20 protein-coding genes are annotated in these 16,620 nt (G+C 58.1%); 10 read left to right on the top strand and 10 right to left on the bottom strand.

Annotation, left to right across the window (positions count from 1 at the left end):
• Positions 1–24: 24 nt before the first annotated feature.
• Together ACG74X_RS08805 and ACG74X_RS08800 are read left to right on the top strand one after the other, a co-directional pair.
• Positions 25–1,842, top strand: a complete 1,818-nt coding sequence (locus tag ACG74X_RS08805; RefSeq protein WP_411234086.1) for a hypothetical protein — start codon at positions 25–27, stop codon at positions 1,840–1,842.
• A gap of 100 nt (positions 1,843–1,942) precedes the next feature.
• On the top strand, positions 1,943–2,401 hold the full coding sequence (locus ACG74X_RS08800; RefSeq protein ID WP_411234084.1) for a hypothetical protein: 459 nt from the start codon (positions 1,943–1,945) through the stop codon (positions 2,399–2,401).
• A gap of 75 nt (positions 2,402–2,476) precedes the next feature.
• On the opposite strand, the gene ACG74X_RS08795 is transcribed toward ACG74X_RS08800, so the two are convergent.
• From ACG74X_RS08795 to ccmI, 3 genes are read right to left on the bottom strand one after another with little or no spacing between them, the layout of a single operon-like run.
• The gene (locus ACG74X_RS08795) at positions 2,477–2,707 is read right to left on the bottom strand and encodes a DUF1289 domain-containing protein (RefSeq protein ID WP_411234082.1); all 231 of its coding nucleotides are present in this window, start codon (positions 2,705–2,707) and stop codon (positions 2,477–2,479) included.
• Between the two features lie 7 nt (positions 2,708–2,714).
• Complete coding sequence (gene ruvX, locus ACG74X_RS08790) at positions 2,715–3,143, bottom strand: Holliday junction resolvase RuvX (RefSeq protein ID WP_411234219.1); 429 nt, start codon at positions 3,141–3,143, stop codon at positions 2,715–2,717.
• A gap of 49 nt (positions 3,144–3,192) precedes the next feature.
• Positions 3,193–4,422, bottom strand: a complete 1,230-nt coding sequence (gene ccmI / locus ACG74X_RS08785) for a c-type cytochrome biogenesis protein CcmI (RefSeq protein ID WP_411234080.1) — start codon at positions 4,420–4,422, stop codon at positions 3,193–3,195.
• Between the two features lie 72 nt (positions 4,423–4,494).
• On the opposite strand from ccmI, the gene ACG74X_RS08780 reads away from it, so the two are divergent.
• The 4 genes from ACG74X_RS08780 to rarD all read left to right on the top strand — a co-directional run bounded on the left by ACG74X_RS08780 (position 4,495) and on the right by rarD (position 6,898).
• Entirely contained in the window at positions 4,495–4,635 is a 141-nt protein-coding gene (locus ACG74X_RS08780) for a hypothetical protein (protein ID WP_411234078.1), read from the top strand.
• A 154-nt stretch (positions 4,636–4,789) separates the two neighbouring features.
• The gene (locus ACG74X_RS08775) at positions 4,790–4,969 is read left to right on the top strand and encodes a hypothetical protein (RefSeq protein ID WP_411234076.1); all 180 of its coding nucleotides are present in this window, start codon (positions 4,790–4,792) and stop codon (positions 4,967–4,969) included.
• 242 nt (positions 4,970–5,211) lie between these two features.
• Positions 5,212–5,820 carry a superoxide dismutase gene (locus ACG74X_RS08770; RefSeq protein WP_411234074.1) on the top strand — a complete coding sequence of 203 codons (609 nt, stop codon included), beginning with the start codon at positions 5,212–5,214 and terminating at the stop codon, positions 5,818–5,820.
• Between the two features lie 127 nt (positions 5,821–5,947).
• Complete coding sequence (gene rarD / locus ACG74X_RS08765) at positions 5,948–6,898, top strand: EamA family transporter RarD (RefSeq protein ID WP_411234072.1); 951 nt, start codon at positions 5,948–5,950, stop codon at positions 6,896–6,898.
• On the opposite strand, the gene ACG74X_RS08760 is transcribed toward rarD, so the two are convergent.
• A complete protein-coding gene (locus ACG74X_RS08760) occupies positions 6,805–7,356 on the bottom strand; it encodes a TIGR00730 family Rossman fold protein (protein ID WP_411234070.1) in 552 nt (183 codons plus the stop codon). The two genes, rarD and ACG74X_RS08760, sit on opposite strands and share 94 nt — an antisense overlap.
• A 112-nt stretch (positions 7,357–7,468) precedes the next feature.
• Here ACG74X_RS08760 and ACG74X_RS08755 point away from each other — a divergent pair, with 112 nt between their 5' ends.
• The 3 genes from ACG74X_RS08755 to ACG74X_RS08745 all read left to right on the top strand — a co-directional run bounded on the left by ACG74X_RS08755 (position 7,469) and on the right by ACG74X_RS08745 (position 10,218).
• Positions 7,469–8,833 (top strand): LysM peptidoglycan-binding domain-containing protein, encoded by a 1,365-nt coding sequence (locus ACG74X_RS08755; protein ID WP_411234068.1) that lies wholly within the window; start codon positions 7,469–7,471, stop codon positions 8,831–8,833.
• A gap of 167 nt (positions 8,834–9,000) precedes the next feature.
• Complete coding sequence (locus tag ACG74X_RS08750; RefSeq protein WP_411234066.1) at positions 9,001–9,585, top strand: HNH endonuclease; 585 nt, start codon at positions 9,001–9,003, stop codon at positions 9,583–9,585.
• A gap of 123 nt (positions 9,586–9,708) precedes the next feature.
• The gene (locus ACG74X_RS08745) at positions 9,709–10,218 is read left to right on the top strand and encodes a flavin reductase family protein (RefSeq protein WP_411234064.1); all 510 of its coding nucleotides are present in this window, start codon (positions 9,709–9,711) and stop codon (positions 10,216–10,218) included.
• Positions 10,219–10,245: 27 nt separating this feature from the next.
• On the opposite strand, the gene ACG74X_RS08740 is transcribed toward ACG74X_RS08745, so the two are convergent.
• The 5 genes from ACG74X_RS08740 to ACG74X_RS08720 form a co-directional block, all read right to left on the bottom strand.
• Positions 10,246–11,292 carry a Rieske 2Fe-2S domain-containing protein gene (locus ACG74X_RS08740; RefSeq protein ID WP_411234062.1) on the bottom strand — a complete coding sequence of 349 codons (1,047 nt, stop codon included), beginning with the start codon at positions 11,290–11,292 and terminating at the stop codon, positions 10,246–10,248.
• A gap of 99 nt (positions 11,293–11,391) precedes the next feature.
• A complete protein-coding gene (locus ACG74X_RS08735; RefSeq protein ID WP_411234060.1) occupies positions 11,392–12,267 on the bottom strand; it encodes an amino acid ABC transporter permease in 876 nt (291 codons plus the stop codon).
• Positions 12,268–12,321: 54 nt separating this feature from the next.
• Complete coding sequence (locus ACG74X_RS08730; protein WP_411234058.1) at positions 12,322–13,155, bottom strand: transporter substrate-binding domain-containing protein; 834 nt, start codon at positions 13,153–13,155, stop codon at positions 12,322–12,324.
• 48 nt (positions 13,156–13,203) lie between these two features.
• The gene (locus ACG74X_RS08725; RefSeq protein ID WP_411234056.1) at positions 13,204–14,049 is read right to left on the bottom strand and encodes an amino acid ABC transporter permease; all 846 of its coding nucleotides are present in this window, start codon (positions 14,047–14,049) and stop codon (positions 13,204–13,206) included.
• Entirely contained in the window at positions 14,050–14,796 is a 747-nt protein-coding gene (locus tag ACG74X_RS08720; RefSeq protein WP_411234054.1) for an amino acid ABC transporter ATP-binding protein, read from the bottom strand.
• A 212-nt stretch (positions 14,797–15,008) separates the two neighbouring features.
• On the opposite strand from ACG74X_RS08720, the gene ACG74X_RS08715 reads away from it, so the two are divergent.
• Positions 15,009–16,016, top strand: coding sequence for a succinylglutamate desuccinylase/aspartoacylase family protein (locus ACG74X_RS08715; protein ID WP_411234052.1), 1,008 nt, complete (start codon positions 15,009–15,011; stop codon positions 16,014–16,016).
• Here ACG74X_RS08715 and ACG74X_RS08710 read toward each other — a convergent pair.
• On the bottom strand, positions 16,004–16,579 hold the full coding sequence (locus ACG74X_RS08710; RefSeq protein WP_411234050.1) for a carboxymuconolactone decarboxylase family protein: 576 nt from the start codon (positions 16,577–16,579) through the stop codon (positions 16,004–16,006). The genes ACG74X_RS08715 and ACG74X_RS08710 overlap by 13 nt on opposite strands.
• Positions 16,580–16,620: the final 41 nt, after the last annotated feature.

Raw genomic sequence — 16,620 nt, 5'->3', positions numbered from 1 at the left:
TCGGTACTAATGGGATTCAGGATTATGGAACTTGCAGCGCTTTTGGCACTTACCCTGTTGGGAATTTCCGCGAGCATTTTCGTGGATTCTGATGATGATGACGACGACGAGCCTGATACAGGCACCGGCGGTGACACCGACGAGGGCGGCGACACCGGCACGGACGGCGGGGATACTGGTACCGACGGAGGTGATACTGGCACCGATGGTGGCGACACTGGCACCGATGGTGGTGACACTGGTACCGATGGTGGTGATACTGGCACGGATGGTGGTGACACTGGTACAGATGGCGGGACGGATACAGACGGTCCCATCGTGTCTGACGGCGTCTTGTTCGGAACGGATGGCGCTGACAGCCTGACCGGGACCGACGGAGTGGACACTATTGTCGGGGCCGGGGGCAATGATGTCATTGATGGCTTGGGCGGCGATGATATTTTGGATGGCCAATTGGGTGACGATACCGTGTCGGGTGGCCCTGGCGACGATCAGGTCTTTGGCAGCGCGGGCAATGACAGCCTGACCGGCGGTGCCGGTGGCGATCTTGGCGCAGGCGGTTCTGGCGATGACCTTGTGCTTGGCGGCGATGGCGATGATACGCTGTTCGGAGACGAGGGAAATGACACCGTTCGCGGCGAGGCGGGTGCTGATCAGATCGTTGGCGGCGATGGCGACGATGTGGTGTCCGGTGGTGCCGGGAACGACTCGCTGTTCGGTAGCGACGGCGACGATTCTATCACCGGTGATGAGGGCAATGACTCGCTTATCGGACAGGGTGGTGCGGATACGCTTGATGGCGGTGCCGGCGATGACCAGCTGTTCGGCATCTATAACGGCTTCAGCAGCAATGTGATTTCAGCCCAAGACGAAAACGATCCCGATATGCTGTTGGGCGGTGACGGAAACGATGACATCCAGCTTGGCACCGGCGACATGGCCTATGGTGGCACCGGAGCCGACGTTTTCTTCACCGGAACCTGGGTTGATCCTGCGGCGGCACCGGTGGTGTTTGATCTGGAAGAGGATGAAGTTGTCATCGTAGCCGTTCCGGAAGGCACTGCGACAGACACGTCGATCGCCATCGAAACCGATGACACCACTGGCGATTCACTCGTTCAGGCGAATGGTCAAACCGTGGTGGTGATCGCGGCTGGGGCTGGTCCGGTGACTGTGGATCAGATTATCCTGGTTGAAAGCCTGGACAGTGAAACTGGCAATACATCAACCGATAGTAGTGAACCGCCTGCGACGGACGAACCTGCGACGGACGAACCTGTAGCGGACGAGCCTGTAGCGGACGAGCCTGTTGAGGACGAGCCGGTGGCGGATGAGCCGGTGGCGGATGAGCCTGTTGAGGACGAGCCGGTGGCGGACGAGCCTGTTGAGGACGAGCCGGTAGCGGACGAGCCTGTAGCGGACGAGCCGGTGCCGGATGAGCCTGTTGAGGACGAGCCTGTTGAGGACGAGCCGGTGGCGGACGAGCCTGTTGAGGACGAGCCGGTAGCGGACGAGCCTGTTGAGGACGAGCCGGTAGCGGATGAGCCTGTTGAGGACGAGCCGGTGGCGGACGAACCTGTGGCGGATGAGCCTGTTGAGGACGAGCCGGTAGCGGATGAACCTGTTGCCGACGAGCCTGTGGCGGAGGAGCCTGTGGCAGACGAGCCTGTAGCGGACGAGCCAGTGGCAGACGAACCTGCGGCAGATGAGCCTGTGGCAGAGGAGGCGGCAGCCGAGAAAGCTGAAGGTGAGGCCGGTGCCGATGATGCGGCTGGGGATGTGATCGTCGGGGATAGCGACACCCCGGTTATTCCAGTCAGATCACCGGAAACCGTTACATAATTTCCTTTGAATTTACATGCTGTCTTGCGGCACTGTCGTGAGACAGCATGTAGTCCGTAACAACGCCCGCAGTGTATCGCGGTCCCATAAGGGGAACAAAATGAAACTCGCCCTGCTGATTTTCGCTCTGCTCGCAACTCCGGTCTTGGCGAACGATCTTCCGCCAAACGAACCCACCTACGACAAACCCGAATTCGACAGACCAGACAGGCCCGATAGGCCCGACCGGCCGGATAGACCTGATCGACCCAATGACGGCCCGGATCGTCCGGTGACACCGGTTGTGACGCCTCCACCAAAGGTCATGCATCCCGGTTTGAACTGCTATTTCGACGAGGATGGCAAGCGCAAAGTCAGGTTCAACAAGTTGGTCGATCCTGAGATGTACAAGCTGGGCCGGAAATTCTGCGCCAAGGTTCCGTACAAGATTGACCAGGTGTCATTGCACTGTGTCGAAAGAAACGGAAAATTTCAGGCGCAATTTTCGCGAAACGTCCACAGCCACAAAGCGGTCAAGCGCGGTCAGCACTTCTGTATCTGCGTGTTTGGACTGGACTGAGGTATCGAAAACCAAAGCAAAAAGCCGGAGTATATCGCTCCGGCTTTTGTCGTTAATCACAGCGTCCCTGGCGCATCACCGCAACAGCCGTGCCGCCCGTCCGCCGCGGCGGATTTTGAGCTGTCCGGTGCGACTCGGAAGCTCTGCCATAACAGCGCGACGGGCCTCGGGTGACATTTTCGACCAGGCCCCGATTTCGTCAATGCTGCGCAAGCATCCGGTACACAACCGGCTGTCCGGGTGTATGACGCAGACCTTCACACAAGGGCTTTCGATCTCGTCGCGCTGCCAGATGTCATCGGTCATGGTTGCCTCACTCAGCCTGTATATGGCGCATCCGGTCCAGCGCCCCCTGCAGGATATAGGACGCAGCGACGTGGTCGATCACCTCTGCGCGACGCTTTCTGGTCGTATCCGCCTCAAGCAGTGCTCTTTCTGCCGCAACTGTGGACAGCCGTTCGTCCCAAAATCCGATCGGCCCATCCCATAAGGCACTGAAATTCCGGGCAAAGGCGCGGGTGGACTGGCATCGGGGGCCTTCGCTCCCGTCCATGTTGCGGGGCAATCCCAACACAATGCCGCAGATATCGCGGGCCGACAGGATCGCCAGCAGCGCCTCGGCGTCCTGACCGAATTTGCGCCGTTTGATGGTTTCCAAAGGCGTAGCCACGCTGCGCATTCCGTCTGACACGGCAACACCGATGGTTTTGGTGCCCAAATCAAGACCGGCTATGGCGCGCATCGGGGGCAGAGCACCCAGCAGCTTGGTGATATCGTCGTAGATCAATGCCTTACAACACCAGCCCGGCAGCGCGGGCACCGTCGCGCACGATCTCCAACGCGTCGGGATTGTCGCTGAACACCTCTTGCGCGTTGTTCCAAATCGCAATTGCCTGCGCCTGATCGCCCAGCACCGCCAGAGACGTGATCAACCGCGCCCAATCCTCAGGCGGGCCACCTTCTGTGGCCAGGCGGTCGGACAGGCTTGTCACCATGCCGCGGATCATCTCCTGGCGCTCTTCCGGGCTCATCTCTTCGGCGGCGTCCACATCGTCAGCAGTTGGTCCGGGCATCCCGGCAATTTGCGGCACCTGATAGTCGCTTACACCCGCCCGAAAGGCCATTTCCTCGATCTGCGCCAGGATCGGAGGCAACCAGACCGCATCTGACGGGCTTTCGCGCAGCAACCTGTCCCAAAGCCGGAACGCAATGTCCGGACGCCCAGTTTGTGACAGCATCAGACCCATGTAATATTGCGCCACGCCGTTTTGCGGATCGCGGGTCAGGGTCGCTTCAAGCACGCGTTCAGCTTCGGGCGACACGTATCCGCCAGCGGCCAGTACCATCATGTCGGCCAAATCGGCATAATCATCTGCAGTGGCATCGTCGCCTTTCAGCGACAAAATACGTTCCTGCGCCTCATAGGCGGCAACGTAATTGCCCAAGGCGGCTTCGGACCGCACCAACAGGATATGCCCTTGCAGATCATTCGGGCGTTCGGCCACGGCCGCACGCAAGCGCTGCACAAGATCCCCATATTCCGGTTGCACAGAGGGGTTTTCGGTCGCAGGCACCTGCGCCTCTGCCTCGGATTGCGACGGGCGGGTTTCGCGAGCCAGTTCGGCCATTTCCATCCGCGATTTCAGGCCCAGATCGCCATATCCCGGCGCCCCGATGGCCGAATACACCCAGAACGTGCCGCCGATCAACGTGATCGCCATAATCCCCGACACAACATACCCAAGCATGCGCGGTTGGCGGCTGCCTTCGTCGTTTTCCTGCACTTTGGCATCAGCAGACAAGATCCGGCGCGAGATTTCCGTGCGCAGCCGCTCTGCATCTTCTTCGGAAATAACGCCGCGCTGCAGATCCCGGTCCACCTCGGTCAGCTGATCGCGGTAAACCTTGACGTCAAACACTTCGGATGGCCCTGTGTGGCGCTGTCCGCGTATCAATGCCAGCACCAGAAGCCCTGTCATAGCCACAGCCAACACACCGGTAATAATCCAGAAAAACGTCATTTGCCGTAAAATCCATCTGCTGTTTGCACGACATGTATAGTCGCACCCCGCTTGAAAAAAGGGCAAAGCACCGTGACAAACCGCCATGGCGCGATTTCTTTGGGGATGTATGTGACCGACATGGTCTTTGCCGCACGCTTGGCACGATCAACATGGTGGCAGATATCACGCAAGGTGGCGGGGATTGTCCAACCGGGTTTTGCAATTGCCTGAACTGTAACTCCCTGGAAAAATTTATCATTTAGTCGAGGTTGCGGTATTTCGCCGATTCCACCGGCACCCGACCGCCGACGCGCTCGGGCGCGCCGTTGCAGTGTGACGGCCAACGGCCCACCTTTAGCTCACATGATCAAAGGGAGCATATGTCATGGGCAGCAGACTCTGGTTACTGGTCGGCGCGGCGGTTGTCGCGATTGTTGCGATTGTCGCCTTTTCCGGCGATGGCGGCGACGAGGTGTTCGGCGTCGAAGAACAACTTGAAATGGAAGACACAGAGGACGGCGCCGGAGCAGATGTCGTGGAGCCGGACGTCAACACTGGCGGATAAAAGCGACAGGCCGGGGGAAGTGCGCCACACTTCTCCGGGCCTGCCAATTCTGCAAAACGGCACCGGATTTGGCGCTGTTCACTGCAGAACCTGATGGCGTTTGAACCATTCTCCTCTTTGCGCGTTATTTGCCTGACAAAGCCGGTTTATTGCTGATACGCCCGGTGGTGGGCTTGACCTTACGCGCGGTCAGCATCACGTATGGCCTTGTATAATTTGACGCACCAAAGAAGGGACACCCCATGGCTTTCGAACTTCCTGATCTGCCTTACGCCCATGACGCACTTGCCAGCAAAGGTATGTCCAAAGAGACACTAGAATATCACCACGACCTGCACCACAAAGCCTATGTCGACAACGGCAACAAGGCCATCGCCGGGACCGAGTGGGACGGCAAGTCGCTGGAAGAGATCATCAAGGGCACCTATGACAAAGGTGCAGTGGCGCAAAGCGGCATTTTCAACAACATCAGCCAGCTGTGGAACCACAACCAGTTCTGGGAAATGATGGGGCCGGGTGACAACTCTATGCCGAGCGAGCTGGAATCGCGGATCAAGGATGCGTTTGGCAGCGTTGACAAGTTCAAGGAAGAGTTCAGCGCCGCAGGGGCAGGCCAGTTCGGGTCCGGCTGGGCATGGCTGGTGGTCGACACCGACGGCACGCTCAAGGTCACCAAAACCGAAAACGGCGTGAACCCTGTTTGTTTTGATCAGACGGCCCTGCTGGGCTGTGACGTTTGGGAGCACAGCTACTACATCGACTTCCGCAACAAACGGCCGGCATATCTGACCAACTTCCTTGACAATCTGGTCAACTGGGAAAACGTGGCAGAACGTCTGTCCAACGCCTGATTGGTCTGAGTTCAAAGAAAGCCCCGCCAGACCGGCGGGGCTTTTTTGCGTCTGATGTGCGGATGTCTGCGACCATACCTTGTTCTTCACAGCGGTGGGCTTTACCGGTTCGGCGGAAGGAACCGGCATGACTGAAACTCAAAAAGGCGTCGTAGCCCTTGTCGCGGCCTGCGTGATCTGGGGCCTGTCTCCACTGTTTTACAAAGCGTTAAGCGATGTTGCCCCGCTTGAGGTATTGGCGCATCGCACGATGTGGTCGTTGCTGTTTTTCGCCGGCGTTCTGGCTGTGCAAGGGCGCTTGCGGGTGTTGTGGCGCGCGTTCTTTAGCGGCGGATCGCTTGGGGTGATTGCGCTTGCGGCTGTCATGATTTCGACCAACTGGTTTTTCTTTATCTGGTCGATCCAGGTGGGGCGCGCGACCGAAGCGTCGATGGGGTATTACATCTTTCCCCTGGTGGCGGTGCTGATTGGCCGGGTGATCCTGGGCGAACATCTGAGCCGGGCGCAATGGAGTGCGGTGGCATTGGCGGGGTTTGCGGTGCTGACCCTGACAATCGGCTTGCAGATCGTGCCGTGGATCTCGCTGGTTTTGGCCACGACCTTTGGCCTGTACGGATTGCTTAAAAAACGGCTCGAGCTGGGGCCAGTGGTGTCGGTCACGGCCGAGGTGCTTTTCCTGTCCCCCATTGCGGTGGGGTGGCTGATCTATCTGCACACAGGGGCCGGCGGTGTGTTCGGCGATGATCTGGTCCAAACCGCGATGTTGATTGCGTCCGGACCCGTCACCGCTATGCCGCTGATCCTGTTTTCCTACGGCGCGCGACGGCTTGCGCTGGCGACGGTGGGGGTGGTGCAATACATCAACCCGACACTGCAATTTCTGTGCGCGGTGGTGATTTTTGGCGAACCTTTCGGCCCGGTTCACCTGAGTGCCTTTGCGTTGATCTGGACGGCCTTGGCGATTTACTCGACCAGCGCCTTGCGTCAGGACAGCGCGCGCCGCAAGGCAAGGATGGTGTCCGAGGCCGAAGTTGTGGTGGCCACAAAATCAAGCAGGGACGCGTCTGCAAAGCCCTGATCGACGACGTGTTGCAACAAACCTGACAAAGGGGCCCAGTAGCCGTCAACGTCCAACAACATGATGGGCTTGCTGTGCAGGCCCAGCTGACGCCATGTGAGCGCTTCGAAAAATTCGTCCAGAGACCCCGCACCGCCGGGCAATACGACGATGGCGTCGGCGTTCATCAACATCACCTTTTTGCGTTCATGCATGGTTTCGGTGACGATAAAGCTGGTAAGATCGCGTTTGCCGACTTCCCATTCAAGCAGGTGTGCCGGGATCACACCAAACGTATCGCCACCCGCCTTTTGCGCCGCGCGCGCCGTCAAACCCATCAGCCCGACATCCCCGGCCCCGTAAACCAATCTCCAGCCTTCATCTGCAATTGCCCGCCCCAGCGCGTCTGCCGTATCGGCAAACGTCTTGTTTTGACCGGTGCGTGACCCGCAATAGACACAGATTGACTTGGTGTGCATGAGTGCTGTCCTTGACAAGAGCATGTAACTTGCTGCGTGATACGTGCGTCGATACCGACGCTCAACCGTAGCAATGGCCAAATGCCGTGTCCGTGCAAAGACTTGGGGAAAAATGACCAGATTTTCTTTGACACACGGCGCATCGGGCGTGGTTTTGGGCGGGGCCGCCGCGATTGTGGCCCTGGGTGTCGGGCTTTACGCCAGCGGCATTTTGTTTCCGTCGCCAGAATCTGCGCCGAGTGTGAACAACAGCGCGGTGCCTGAGAGTGCAATCGCCCTTGATGCGGACCGCGCGGTTGACCCAAAGACGGCTGCCGCTTTGGAGCAAGAGGCCCCCGCGCCTGTGGAGCGGGAAAAACCGTCGGACGTGGCGGGCAGCGATCTGCCGGAGGAGCAAAGCGCGCCAGGGGTAAACGGCGGACTTGATCCAGAGGACGCACCTGCACCAGATCCCGAACCGCCCAGCTTTGATATCGTGCGCGTCGCTCCTGATGGGCAAACCCTGCTTGCGGGCACCGCCCCCGGCGCGCGGGATGTGACGATCCTGATTGATGCGGTCAAGGCCGGAACCGCCGAGGTCGATGCCTCGGGCAAGTTTGTCGCCTTCCTGGACCTGCCCAGCAGCGACAGTCCCCGCGTGGTGGGGTTGGTGTCGGATGGGGAACTGGGCCGGGTGGAAAGCGCTGATCAGGTCATCCTTGCGCCATCGGTCCAGAGTGCCGCGGCACCAGAACCGGTGACCACAGACCAGACAAGGACAGCGCGGACCACAGAGCCGGAGGCATTCTCGGACATCACTACCGATATCGTAGAACGTGATCCGGATGCCGGGCCGCAAGACAGCATATCGGCAGCGCTTGGGCCGGCGGACCCGTCTGAAACATTGGCAACCGAAGCGCCTGTACCCAGCCCGCAAGCGGTTTCCGAGGCTTCATCGACACCGGCTGTGATCCTGTCAACCGAAGAGGGCGTTGCAGTGTTGCAGCCCTCGGGGGCTGTTCCTCAGGTTCTGGATCAGATCGCGCTTGATGCCATCACATACGAAACGGCGGGTGATGTTGCGTTGACGGGGCGCGGGGCGGTGGACGAATTTGTGCGGATCTATCTTGATAACGATCCGATCCTGACCACCGAAGTGGGCGAAGACGGGCGCTGGACGGCTGATCTTCCACAGATCGACAGCGGGACCTATACCTTGCGGGTGGACGCGGTTGACGACACAGGCACGGTGACGTCGCGCGTGGAAAGCCCCTTCCGACGAGAAGACCCGGAAGCCCTTGCCGCCGTGGTTGATGACACGGACGGCGCGCCCGACGTGACGGTTGTCACGGTGCAGCCGGGAAACACATTATGGGCCATCGCCCGCGACCGCTATGGCGAAGGTCCGGCCTATGTCAAAGTTTTCGAGGCCAATCGCGATCGTATCCGCAACCCGGATCTGATTTATCCTGGTCAGGTCTTTCAGGTGCCGGATTGAACGGTATTGCGACCCTTGGCAAACACCCGCTGACGCAGCCATGGCCTTTGCATATCTGGGGGGGTTGCCGATCAGCTTCCGCGAGATATAGTTACATCACGTGATTGGGGCGGGGCTCCCGTCCTGATGCTGGATCGAGGCAGGCAGGCGAGGAGACGAATCCGCCGATGGAAGGCACTTTCAGAACCGCTTTTGTGCGTGAACCGGGCGCACTGCGACATCATCCAGCTTTGGTGTTGAATGCCGATTACAGACCGCTGAGTTATTATCCGCTTTCCTTATGGTCCTGGCAGGATGCCGTTAAAGCCGCGTTTCTAGACAGGGTGGATATTGTCGCCGAATATGATGACGTGGTCCGAAGCCCGTCGATGACACTGCGAATTCCCAGTGTTGTGGTGTTAAAAGACTATGTAAAACCGCAAAAGCGCGTGGCCTTCACGCGCTTTAATCTTTTCCTGCGGGATCAGTTTTGCTGCCAGTATTGCGGGGCCAAGGGCGATTTGACCTTTGACCATGTGGTGCCACGCGCGTCTGGCGGGATCACGTCATGGGAAAATGTGGTCGCCGCCTGCGCGCCCTGTAATCTGCGCAAAGGGTCCAAAAGCCTGCGCCAGGTCGGGTTTTCCCTGCGCAAACCGCCCCGCCAGCCCGGCGCGCAAGAGCTGTTGAACATGGGCCGCAAATTCCCGCCGAACCATCTGCATGACAGCTGGATGGATTTTCTCTATTGGGATGCAGAGCTGGAAGCTTAGGACAGGCGCGCAACAAAGCTGTTTGCGACCCGGCAGAATAAGAATTTGGCTGGATCAGTTGTTCTGACCGGGTTTTGCCACATATTCTCTCTTAAGCGCGACGGAGGCCCGAGAGGACTGACAATGAACATGCAAAGCACGCCAAACACCCCCAAGATCGACCCCCGCGAACTGCGCAATGCGTTGGGGTGTTTTGCGACAGGCGTGTGTATTGTCACGTCGGTCGGCGATGGAAACAAGCCTGTGGGCATGACCATCAATTCGTTTTCGTCAGTGTCGCTTGATCCGCCTCTGGTGCTGTGGAGCATCAACCTCAAGGCACGGTCGCGCGACGCGTATCGCCGTCACGCCGGTTTTGCGATAAACATTCTGTGCAAGGACAGCAAAGAGCTGTCGTTGAACTTTGCCAAATCCTCGGATGACAAATTTGTCGGCGTGAATTGGCACGAAGGCCATTTTGGTATCCCGGTTCTCGAAGACGCGATGGCAACGCTTGAATGTGAAACTCAGGATCGGATTGTCTCTGGCGATCACGAAATCTATATCGGCCGCGTATTGCGGATTGATCATAACGACCGGGACCCGCTTGTGTTTCATCGCGGGCAATTCGCGACCCTGGGCACCACGCTTTGACTTAACGGGGCGGGTGGTCCGCTTGCCTTAGCCTAGCGTGTCAGAGGCCTGAGAGCCCCGTTCTGCAGCAATGCTGCGGGATACCATCAAACGAAATTGTTTCGCCCCTCGATCAAGGCCCAGGTCAATAGGCGGCGTGTCGGGATTTTTCATCCCGATATGGACTTTTTCCAGAACGGCGCGGTCCTCCTCGAACGCCATGCGCGCGCCTTTGTTCATCTGCTCGGACATCGCTGCGTCATGCGGGTCGGTGTTACGGTGCTGAAACCAGAAATACCGCGTTTTGTCTTCGGTCATCGGGGTCATGAAGTTATAGGAAATGTTGATCAGTGTGTCCGTGACCGGGGTGCTGTTCGGGCCGCCCGTGCCGGGCGGGGTGTAGATGGATTTGTTCAACCCGATCCCCGGCAACCGCATCTCGTAATGTTGCAAGCGGTCACAGACCCCGTCAAATTTGACCAGATTGGCATAGTAGGGTGACGGCGGTTGACCATAGATCCAGCGTGTCACAACCACACCGCTGTCGGTTTTGCGCACCTCAAGCGGCCCGTCATCTGTGCCCGCCCCGGCAAAGGATGTGACATGCACCCAAGCCACATGGCTGGGGTCCAGCAAATTGTCGCAAACCCAAAGATAGTTGCACGCAATGTCAAGAACACCGCCATCGGTATAGCCCCAATCCGGATTGTCAAAATTCTCGACCCGGAAAATCAGATCCGGATCGGCCTTTTCGGGGTCGCCCATCCAGATCCACAGCAACCGGTACCGATCCACTACAGGATAAGATCTCACCACGGCGCGACGCGGGATCTGGCCGCGCTGGGTTGGGGAGTCAACGCAGGTGCCGGTGCAATCAAAGGTCAGCCCGTGATAGCCGCACTCAACCGTGTCGCCTTTCAGGGTGCCATCCGACAGCGGCAGCTTGCGGTGCGGGCAGGCGTTTTCCAATGCGACCGGGTCGCCAGTCCTGGTTCGAAAGATCACAATGTCTTGGCCCAGATAGGTCTCGGCGCAAAGCTTTCGGCCATAGTCTTTTGACCAGCCCGCCACATACCACGCGTTTTTGATGAACATTCACAGCCTCTTTGTTCAGTCCGGTGATCCTATCTTTGCCCAAATGAACTGGCCGCACTATAACCCTCCGTCATCCAAGGCGTGGGTCACGACAGCGATCTAGGATTTCCGTTTTTCCAGCTTGCGGAACAGCATCGACAAGCCGAAACAGATCACAAAATAAAATGCCGCTGTGGTGATCCATGCCTCAAAGATCAGGCGGGTGGACGCCACCAGTTCGACGGTTTTGAACGTCAATTCCTGAACCGAAATCAACGAAATAATGGCGCTGTCCTTGATCAGTGTGATGAATTGATTGGCCATCGGGGGCAAGACTTTGGTCATCGCCTGCGGCAACACGATATAGCGCATTTCCTGATAGCGGTTCATCCCGATAGAGCGCGCCCCTTCGCGTTGGCCTTTATCCACCGATTGGATCCCGGCGCGGACGATTTCCCCGACAAAGGCGCTTTCGAACAGCGCAAGAACGATCACCCCCGAGATCAAAGAGGGAAACCGGCGCATATCGCCAAAGAAAAACTCCCACACGGCGGTATTGTCAGAGCGGGCAATCTCGCGCGCCCAGCTTTCTATGTTGAGCGCGGTGATGAGTTGCTGCGACAGAAAGAAAAAGAAGATGAAAATGACAACAACCGGGGGAATGTTGCGCAGCACTTCAAGATAGGTGCGGGCCAGCATGCGGATGGTCAGGTTCTTTGAACAGCGCGCAATGCCAAGGATCGTGCCAAGGATGACCGCAAGGATGCTGGCATAGATCGAGATGCGAACGGTTGTGATCAGGCCCTGCATCAGCACATTCGCAAACCATTCTTCGCGTACAGTGTGATAGCGGAAGATATAGTTGGGGATCAGGTGCCAGCGCCAATTGTAGTTCAGCGTGCCTTCGATCTTCCACCAAACATACGCAAAAAATCCCACGACGACGGCCAAAACCAGCCAGTCGAGCCAATGGAGTTTTTTGAGTTTGTTCAGCATATTGCGTCCGGTTCCAAAACTGGCTCTCCGGCAGAGCCGGAGAGCCTGAGCGGGTTATTCGGCGACTTCTGACGCCCATTCATTGCCACGGAACCAATAGTCGTGGCGTTCTTTCAGCCAGCCGGTGTTGGTCTTGGCGGTGATCCAGCTGTTGAAAAACGCCAGCGCGTCTGGATCGCCCTTGCGCACGGCAAAACCTTCACCGCCGGCCTGGAAGGCCTGATCGAACGGCACGCTGAGCACGTCGGGGTTCAGACGCGCTTCGGTCGATGGCGTCGGTTCGGATGACATGGTGGCATGCGCATTGCCGTTCAGCACTTCCTGCGTGGCCGCGCCATCTTCGTCGAAGAGCAGCAATTCGGCTTCGGGGAACATATCCGCAATCACCGTTGCCGGGGTTGCACCACGGCGGGCGGCAAAGGTCACGTCGGGGCTGTTGTAATCCTCAAGCGTGAAGCCTTCGGTCATGGCCGTATTGGCCAGAATGGTCATGCCGGAATAGGCGTAGGGTACGGTAAAGTTGACCGTCAGGTTGCGCTGCGGCGTGATGGTCATGCCGCTGATGATCGTGTCGAAATTGCCCGAAACCAGTGCCGGGATGATCCCGTCCCAGGAGGTTGGCACAAACTCGACCTCGACCCCCATGTCTTCGGCCAACTGCCGGCCCACATCGAGTTCAAACCCGATCAGGTCGCCATTCAGATCCCGCATCGACCAGGGTTTGAACAGCGACAGACCAATCTTGATCACACCGCGTTCCTTGATCGTTTCGATCACGCTTTCATTGGCGATCTGTTGCGTCGTGCTTTGCGCCAGCGCGGGCAGCGCGGCTGTGGTCGCCAATGCAAGGCCAAGGGCGGCCCCCATAAAGCGTCTGGTGATAGTCATTGTCGAACTCCCTGTTCTGAACTGTGCGCACCACCTGGGATGCGCGGGCTATGTGTCAACGGCGTATCGTTTTTCTAAAAAGGACACGCCAACGGACAGGATCAACGTCACCGCCATGTAAACGGCGGCGATGGTGAACCAAATTTCGAAACTCATGAATGTGTCAGAGATGATGTTGCGCCCGATGGTGGTCAATTCGGCCACCGCAATCACGCTGACGATGGCCGAGGATTTCACCATATGCACTGCTTCGCCGGTCATCGGCGGCAGCATGAAGCGGATGGATTGTGGCAATATGATATAGCGGTACGCCTGGCCTTTGGACATGCCGATCGAGGTCGCGGCCTCCCATTGTCCCTTTGGCACAGCATTGATCCCGGCGCGGAAGATCTCTGAGATCAGGACAGAATGGAACACCGCCAGACACAAGATGCTTGCCCAATAGCGATCAAAGCCGAAGATCGGACCAAGCACATAGTAAAACAGGTATAACAACACCAGCAGCGGAATATTCCGGATAAGCTCCAGAAAGCCGATGGCGACGGCGGTACACACTACCAGCCCGGACAGCCGCAACAGGGCGACTATCAACCCGAGCGCCACCGCCAGGGCAAAGGCGGTGGCTGACAGGGTCAGGGTCTTGACCAGCCCTGTGCTGATTTCACCCCATTGAAATCCGTCATCGGTGACGGTGTAGAAATACTGCGGAATGCGATACCACTGCCAATTATAGCCCATCGCCTGCGCGCCATTATAGGCCAGCAGGATAATACCGCCTACGATCACAGCATACAGAATGATCGCAAACACCACGGAGTCGATGACCCGCGCGATGGGTTGCCGCTGCGGCAATGGGCGGCCTTTCGGCGTGTAGATGGGCTCCGCTATCGCCATTTAGTGGTTCAGGATCTGGTCCAGAAACGCACGGCAGCGCGCACTGGCAGGGTTGGTGAAAAACGTCTCTGGCGGGGCTGTTTCCACGATTTCGCCCCGATCCATGAACACCATCGTATCGGCGACCTTGCGAGCGAACCCCATTTCATGCGTGACCACAACCATCGTCATACCGGTGTCGGCCAGTTCGACCATCACGTCGAGCACTTCGTTGATCATTTCGGGATCAAGCGCCGATGTGGGCTCATCAAACAGCATGATGCGGCTTTCCATACACAAAGACCGGGCGATGGCCACGCGCTGTTGCTGGCCTCCGGACAAGGCTGTTGGGTATTTGTCGGCCTGTTCGGGAATGTGGACACGCTCAAGATATTTGCGTGCTGTCGCCTCTGCTTGCGACGGGGACACTTTGCGGACCTTGATGGGGCCAATGGTGAGGTTCTCAAGAACGGTCAGGTGTGGGAACAGGTTGAACTGTTGAAACACCATCCCGACTTCCTGGCGCAGGCGGTAGATGTCGTTTGACGTCTCGTACACTTCGACACCGTCCACCGTCAAAACGCCCGAATTGTGAAATTCGAGCCCGTTGATACAGCGGATCAAGGTCGATTTGCCCGATCCCGACGGGCCACACACCACCATGCGTTCGCCTTCGCGAACGCTGATCGAAATGTCCTTCAGGGCGTGGAACTCGCCGTAGAACTTGTCGACATGGTCAAAGGTGATGATCGGGCGGTCACCCGACATACAGATTTGCCATCATTGTTTTCTTTCCAAAAGTTGCGCCGAACAAACCAAGGAAGCCGTTATGGACGCAAGGCAAATATTTGCTTGACGACGCAGCAGTCAAAAGAATGGTGCCATTTGTCGTCATTGGCGGCGTTTCCGATCCGTTTTCGTTGCAGGTGTTCCCGAACCGGGTCAGATAGGCTTGATCCCGACACTGGCAAGGTATGTTGATGACCCACAAAAGCCGCATCGCACTTACAATTGATCTCGACCAGCCCGGCACACATTTTGGTGATGCGATGTTGCGCTGGTCCGACAATGCAAATCCATTGGGCTACCACCCGATCCCGGTGATTTCGATCAATGGAGGCGTTGGGCCGACGCTGTTGCTGACGGGCGGTACGCATGGGGATGAATTTGAAGGCCCTTGCGCCATTATGCGGATCGTGGCGTCGCTGTCAGCCGCACAGCTGCGGGGCAGGGTGATCGCTTTTCCGGCGCTCAACGCTCCGGCAGTGCAGTCCTCTGCGCGGGTGTCGCCGCTGGATGGGGCGAACCTGAACCGCGCGTTTCCGGGGGATGCCGATGGCGGACCCACTGCAATGATCGCGCAATTTCTGGAACAGGATATTCTGCCCTTATGCGACGCGGCGATTGATCTGCATTCCGGCGGCAAAGCCGCGGTCTTTGCCCCCTGTGCCTTGCCGACGCAGACCGCTGATCCGGAACTGGCCGATCAAAACATGGCGTTGGCGCGCGCATTTGGCCTGCCGCTGATCTGGCGTCTTGGGCCGCATAACGACAACCGATCGGTCAATTCAGCCGCCGAGCGTGCGGGCGTGCCAATGATCGCGACCGAACTGGGCGGCGGTGGCGGTGTTGATCCGCAGATCACCGATCAGGCCGAAACGGGCCTGCGCAATATCCTCAAACATCTGGGCATGATCGACGGCGATATAGCCCCGTCAGAACCTGCACGGAGTGTCGAAATCACATCACCAGCCGCATCGCTTTATGCGCCGTCCGAAGGCATTTTCGACAGGGCCATGTCTGCCGGACAAGAGGGTGCCAAAGGGCAGGCTGCGGGAATGTTTCATCACATCACCGAACCCGAGCGCGCCTCTCGAACGCTGATCCTGCCCGAGGGCGGTCTGGTGCTCGCGCATACCAATCGCGGATTTGTCAGGCGGGGCGAATTGCTGCTCCTGATCGTGCAAGACGTGGATCAGGCTGTGTAGTACCCCACGACATCGCCGTCGGTCGTTGCGCCAAGACCGTTCAGTAAGCGATTGGAATAATTGAAATATGCGCAGACCTGATTGATCTCCAGGATCTCGCCGTCGTCGCATCCCGCTATCCGAAGGGCTTCGATATCGGATTTAACCATTTTTCCCACAGACGTCGTGAGTTTGGCCGCATAGCGCAGCAGCGCCAGCTCTTTGCCGCTGAATTCATCCTCGGGCCGGTGCGCTTTCAATGCGGTGAAAATCCGATCAGATCGTGGCTGATCCTTTAGCAAATTGCGGACGTTCATAAAGTGATGGGTTAGCGAATAGGTGCAATCATTCAGGATTGATGTGTAGCTGGCCACAACCTCCAGAAACCAGAACGGCAGCGTGTTGTCCTTGGAATGCAGAACCGCGCGGTACAAGGCGACATGCCCCTGCATCGTTTCGGGCCGCAACGAATGCACACGCATCACGGTATCCACCGTGCCGTGCGGCGTGCGCGCCTGGTCAAGAATGGCTTTCAGTCTCGGCGAGGCGTCCTCATCCGCTATCATGTCGATCCAGGCTGTCATTCAAAAGCTCCTACGCTCGGCGTCATTTGGCCGGATGCTAG

Source organism: Marivita sp. S0852, from assembly GCF_046591575.1.
Lineage (GTDB): Bacteria > Pseudomonadota > Alphaproteobacteria > Rhodobacterales > Rhodobacteraceae > Marivita.
The sequence above is the reverse complement of the archived record's forward strand: the minus strand, read 5'-3'. Positions and strand labels throughout refer to the sequence as shown.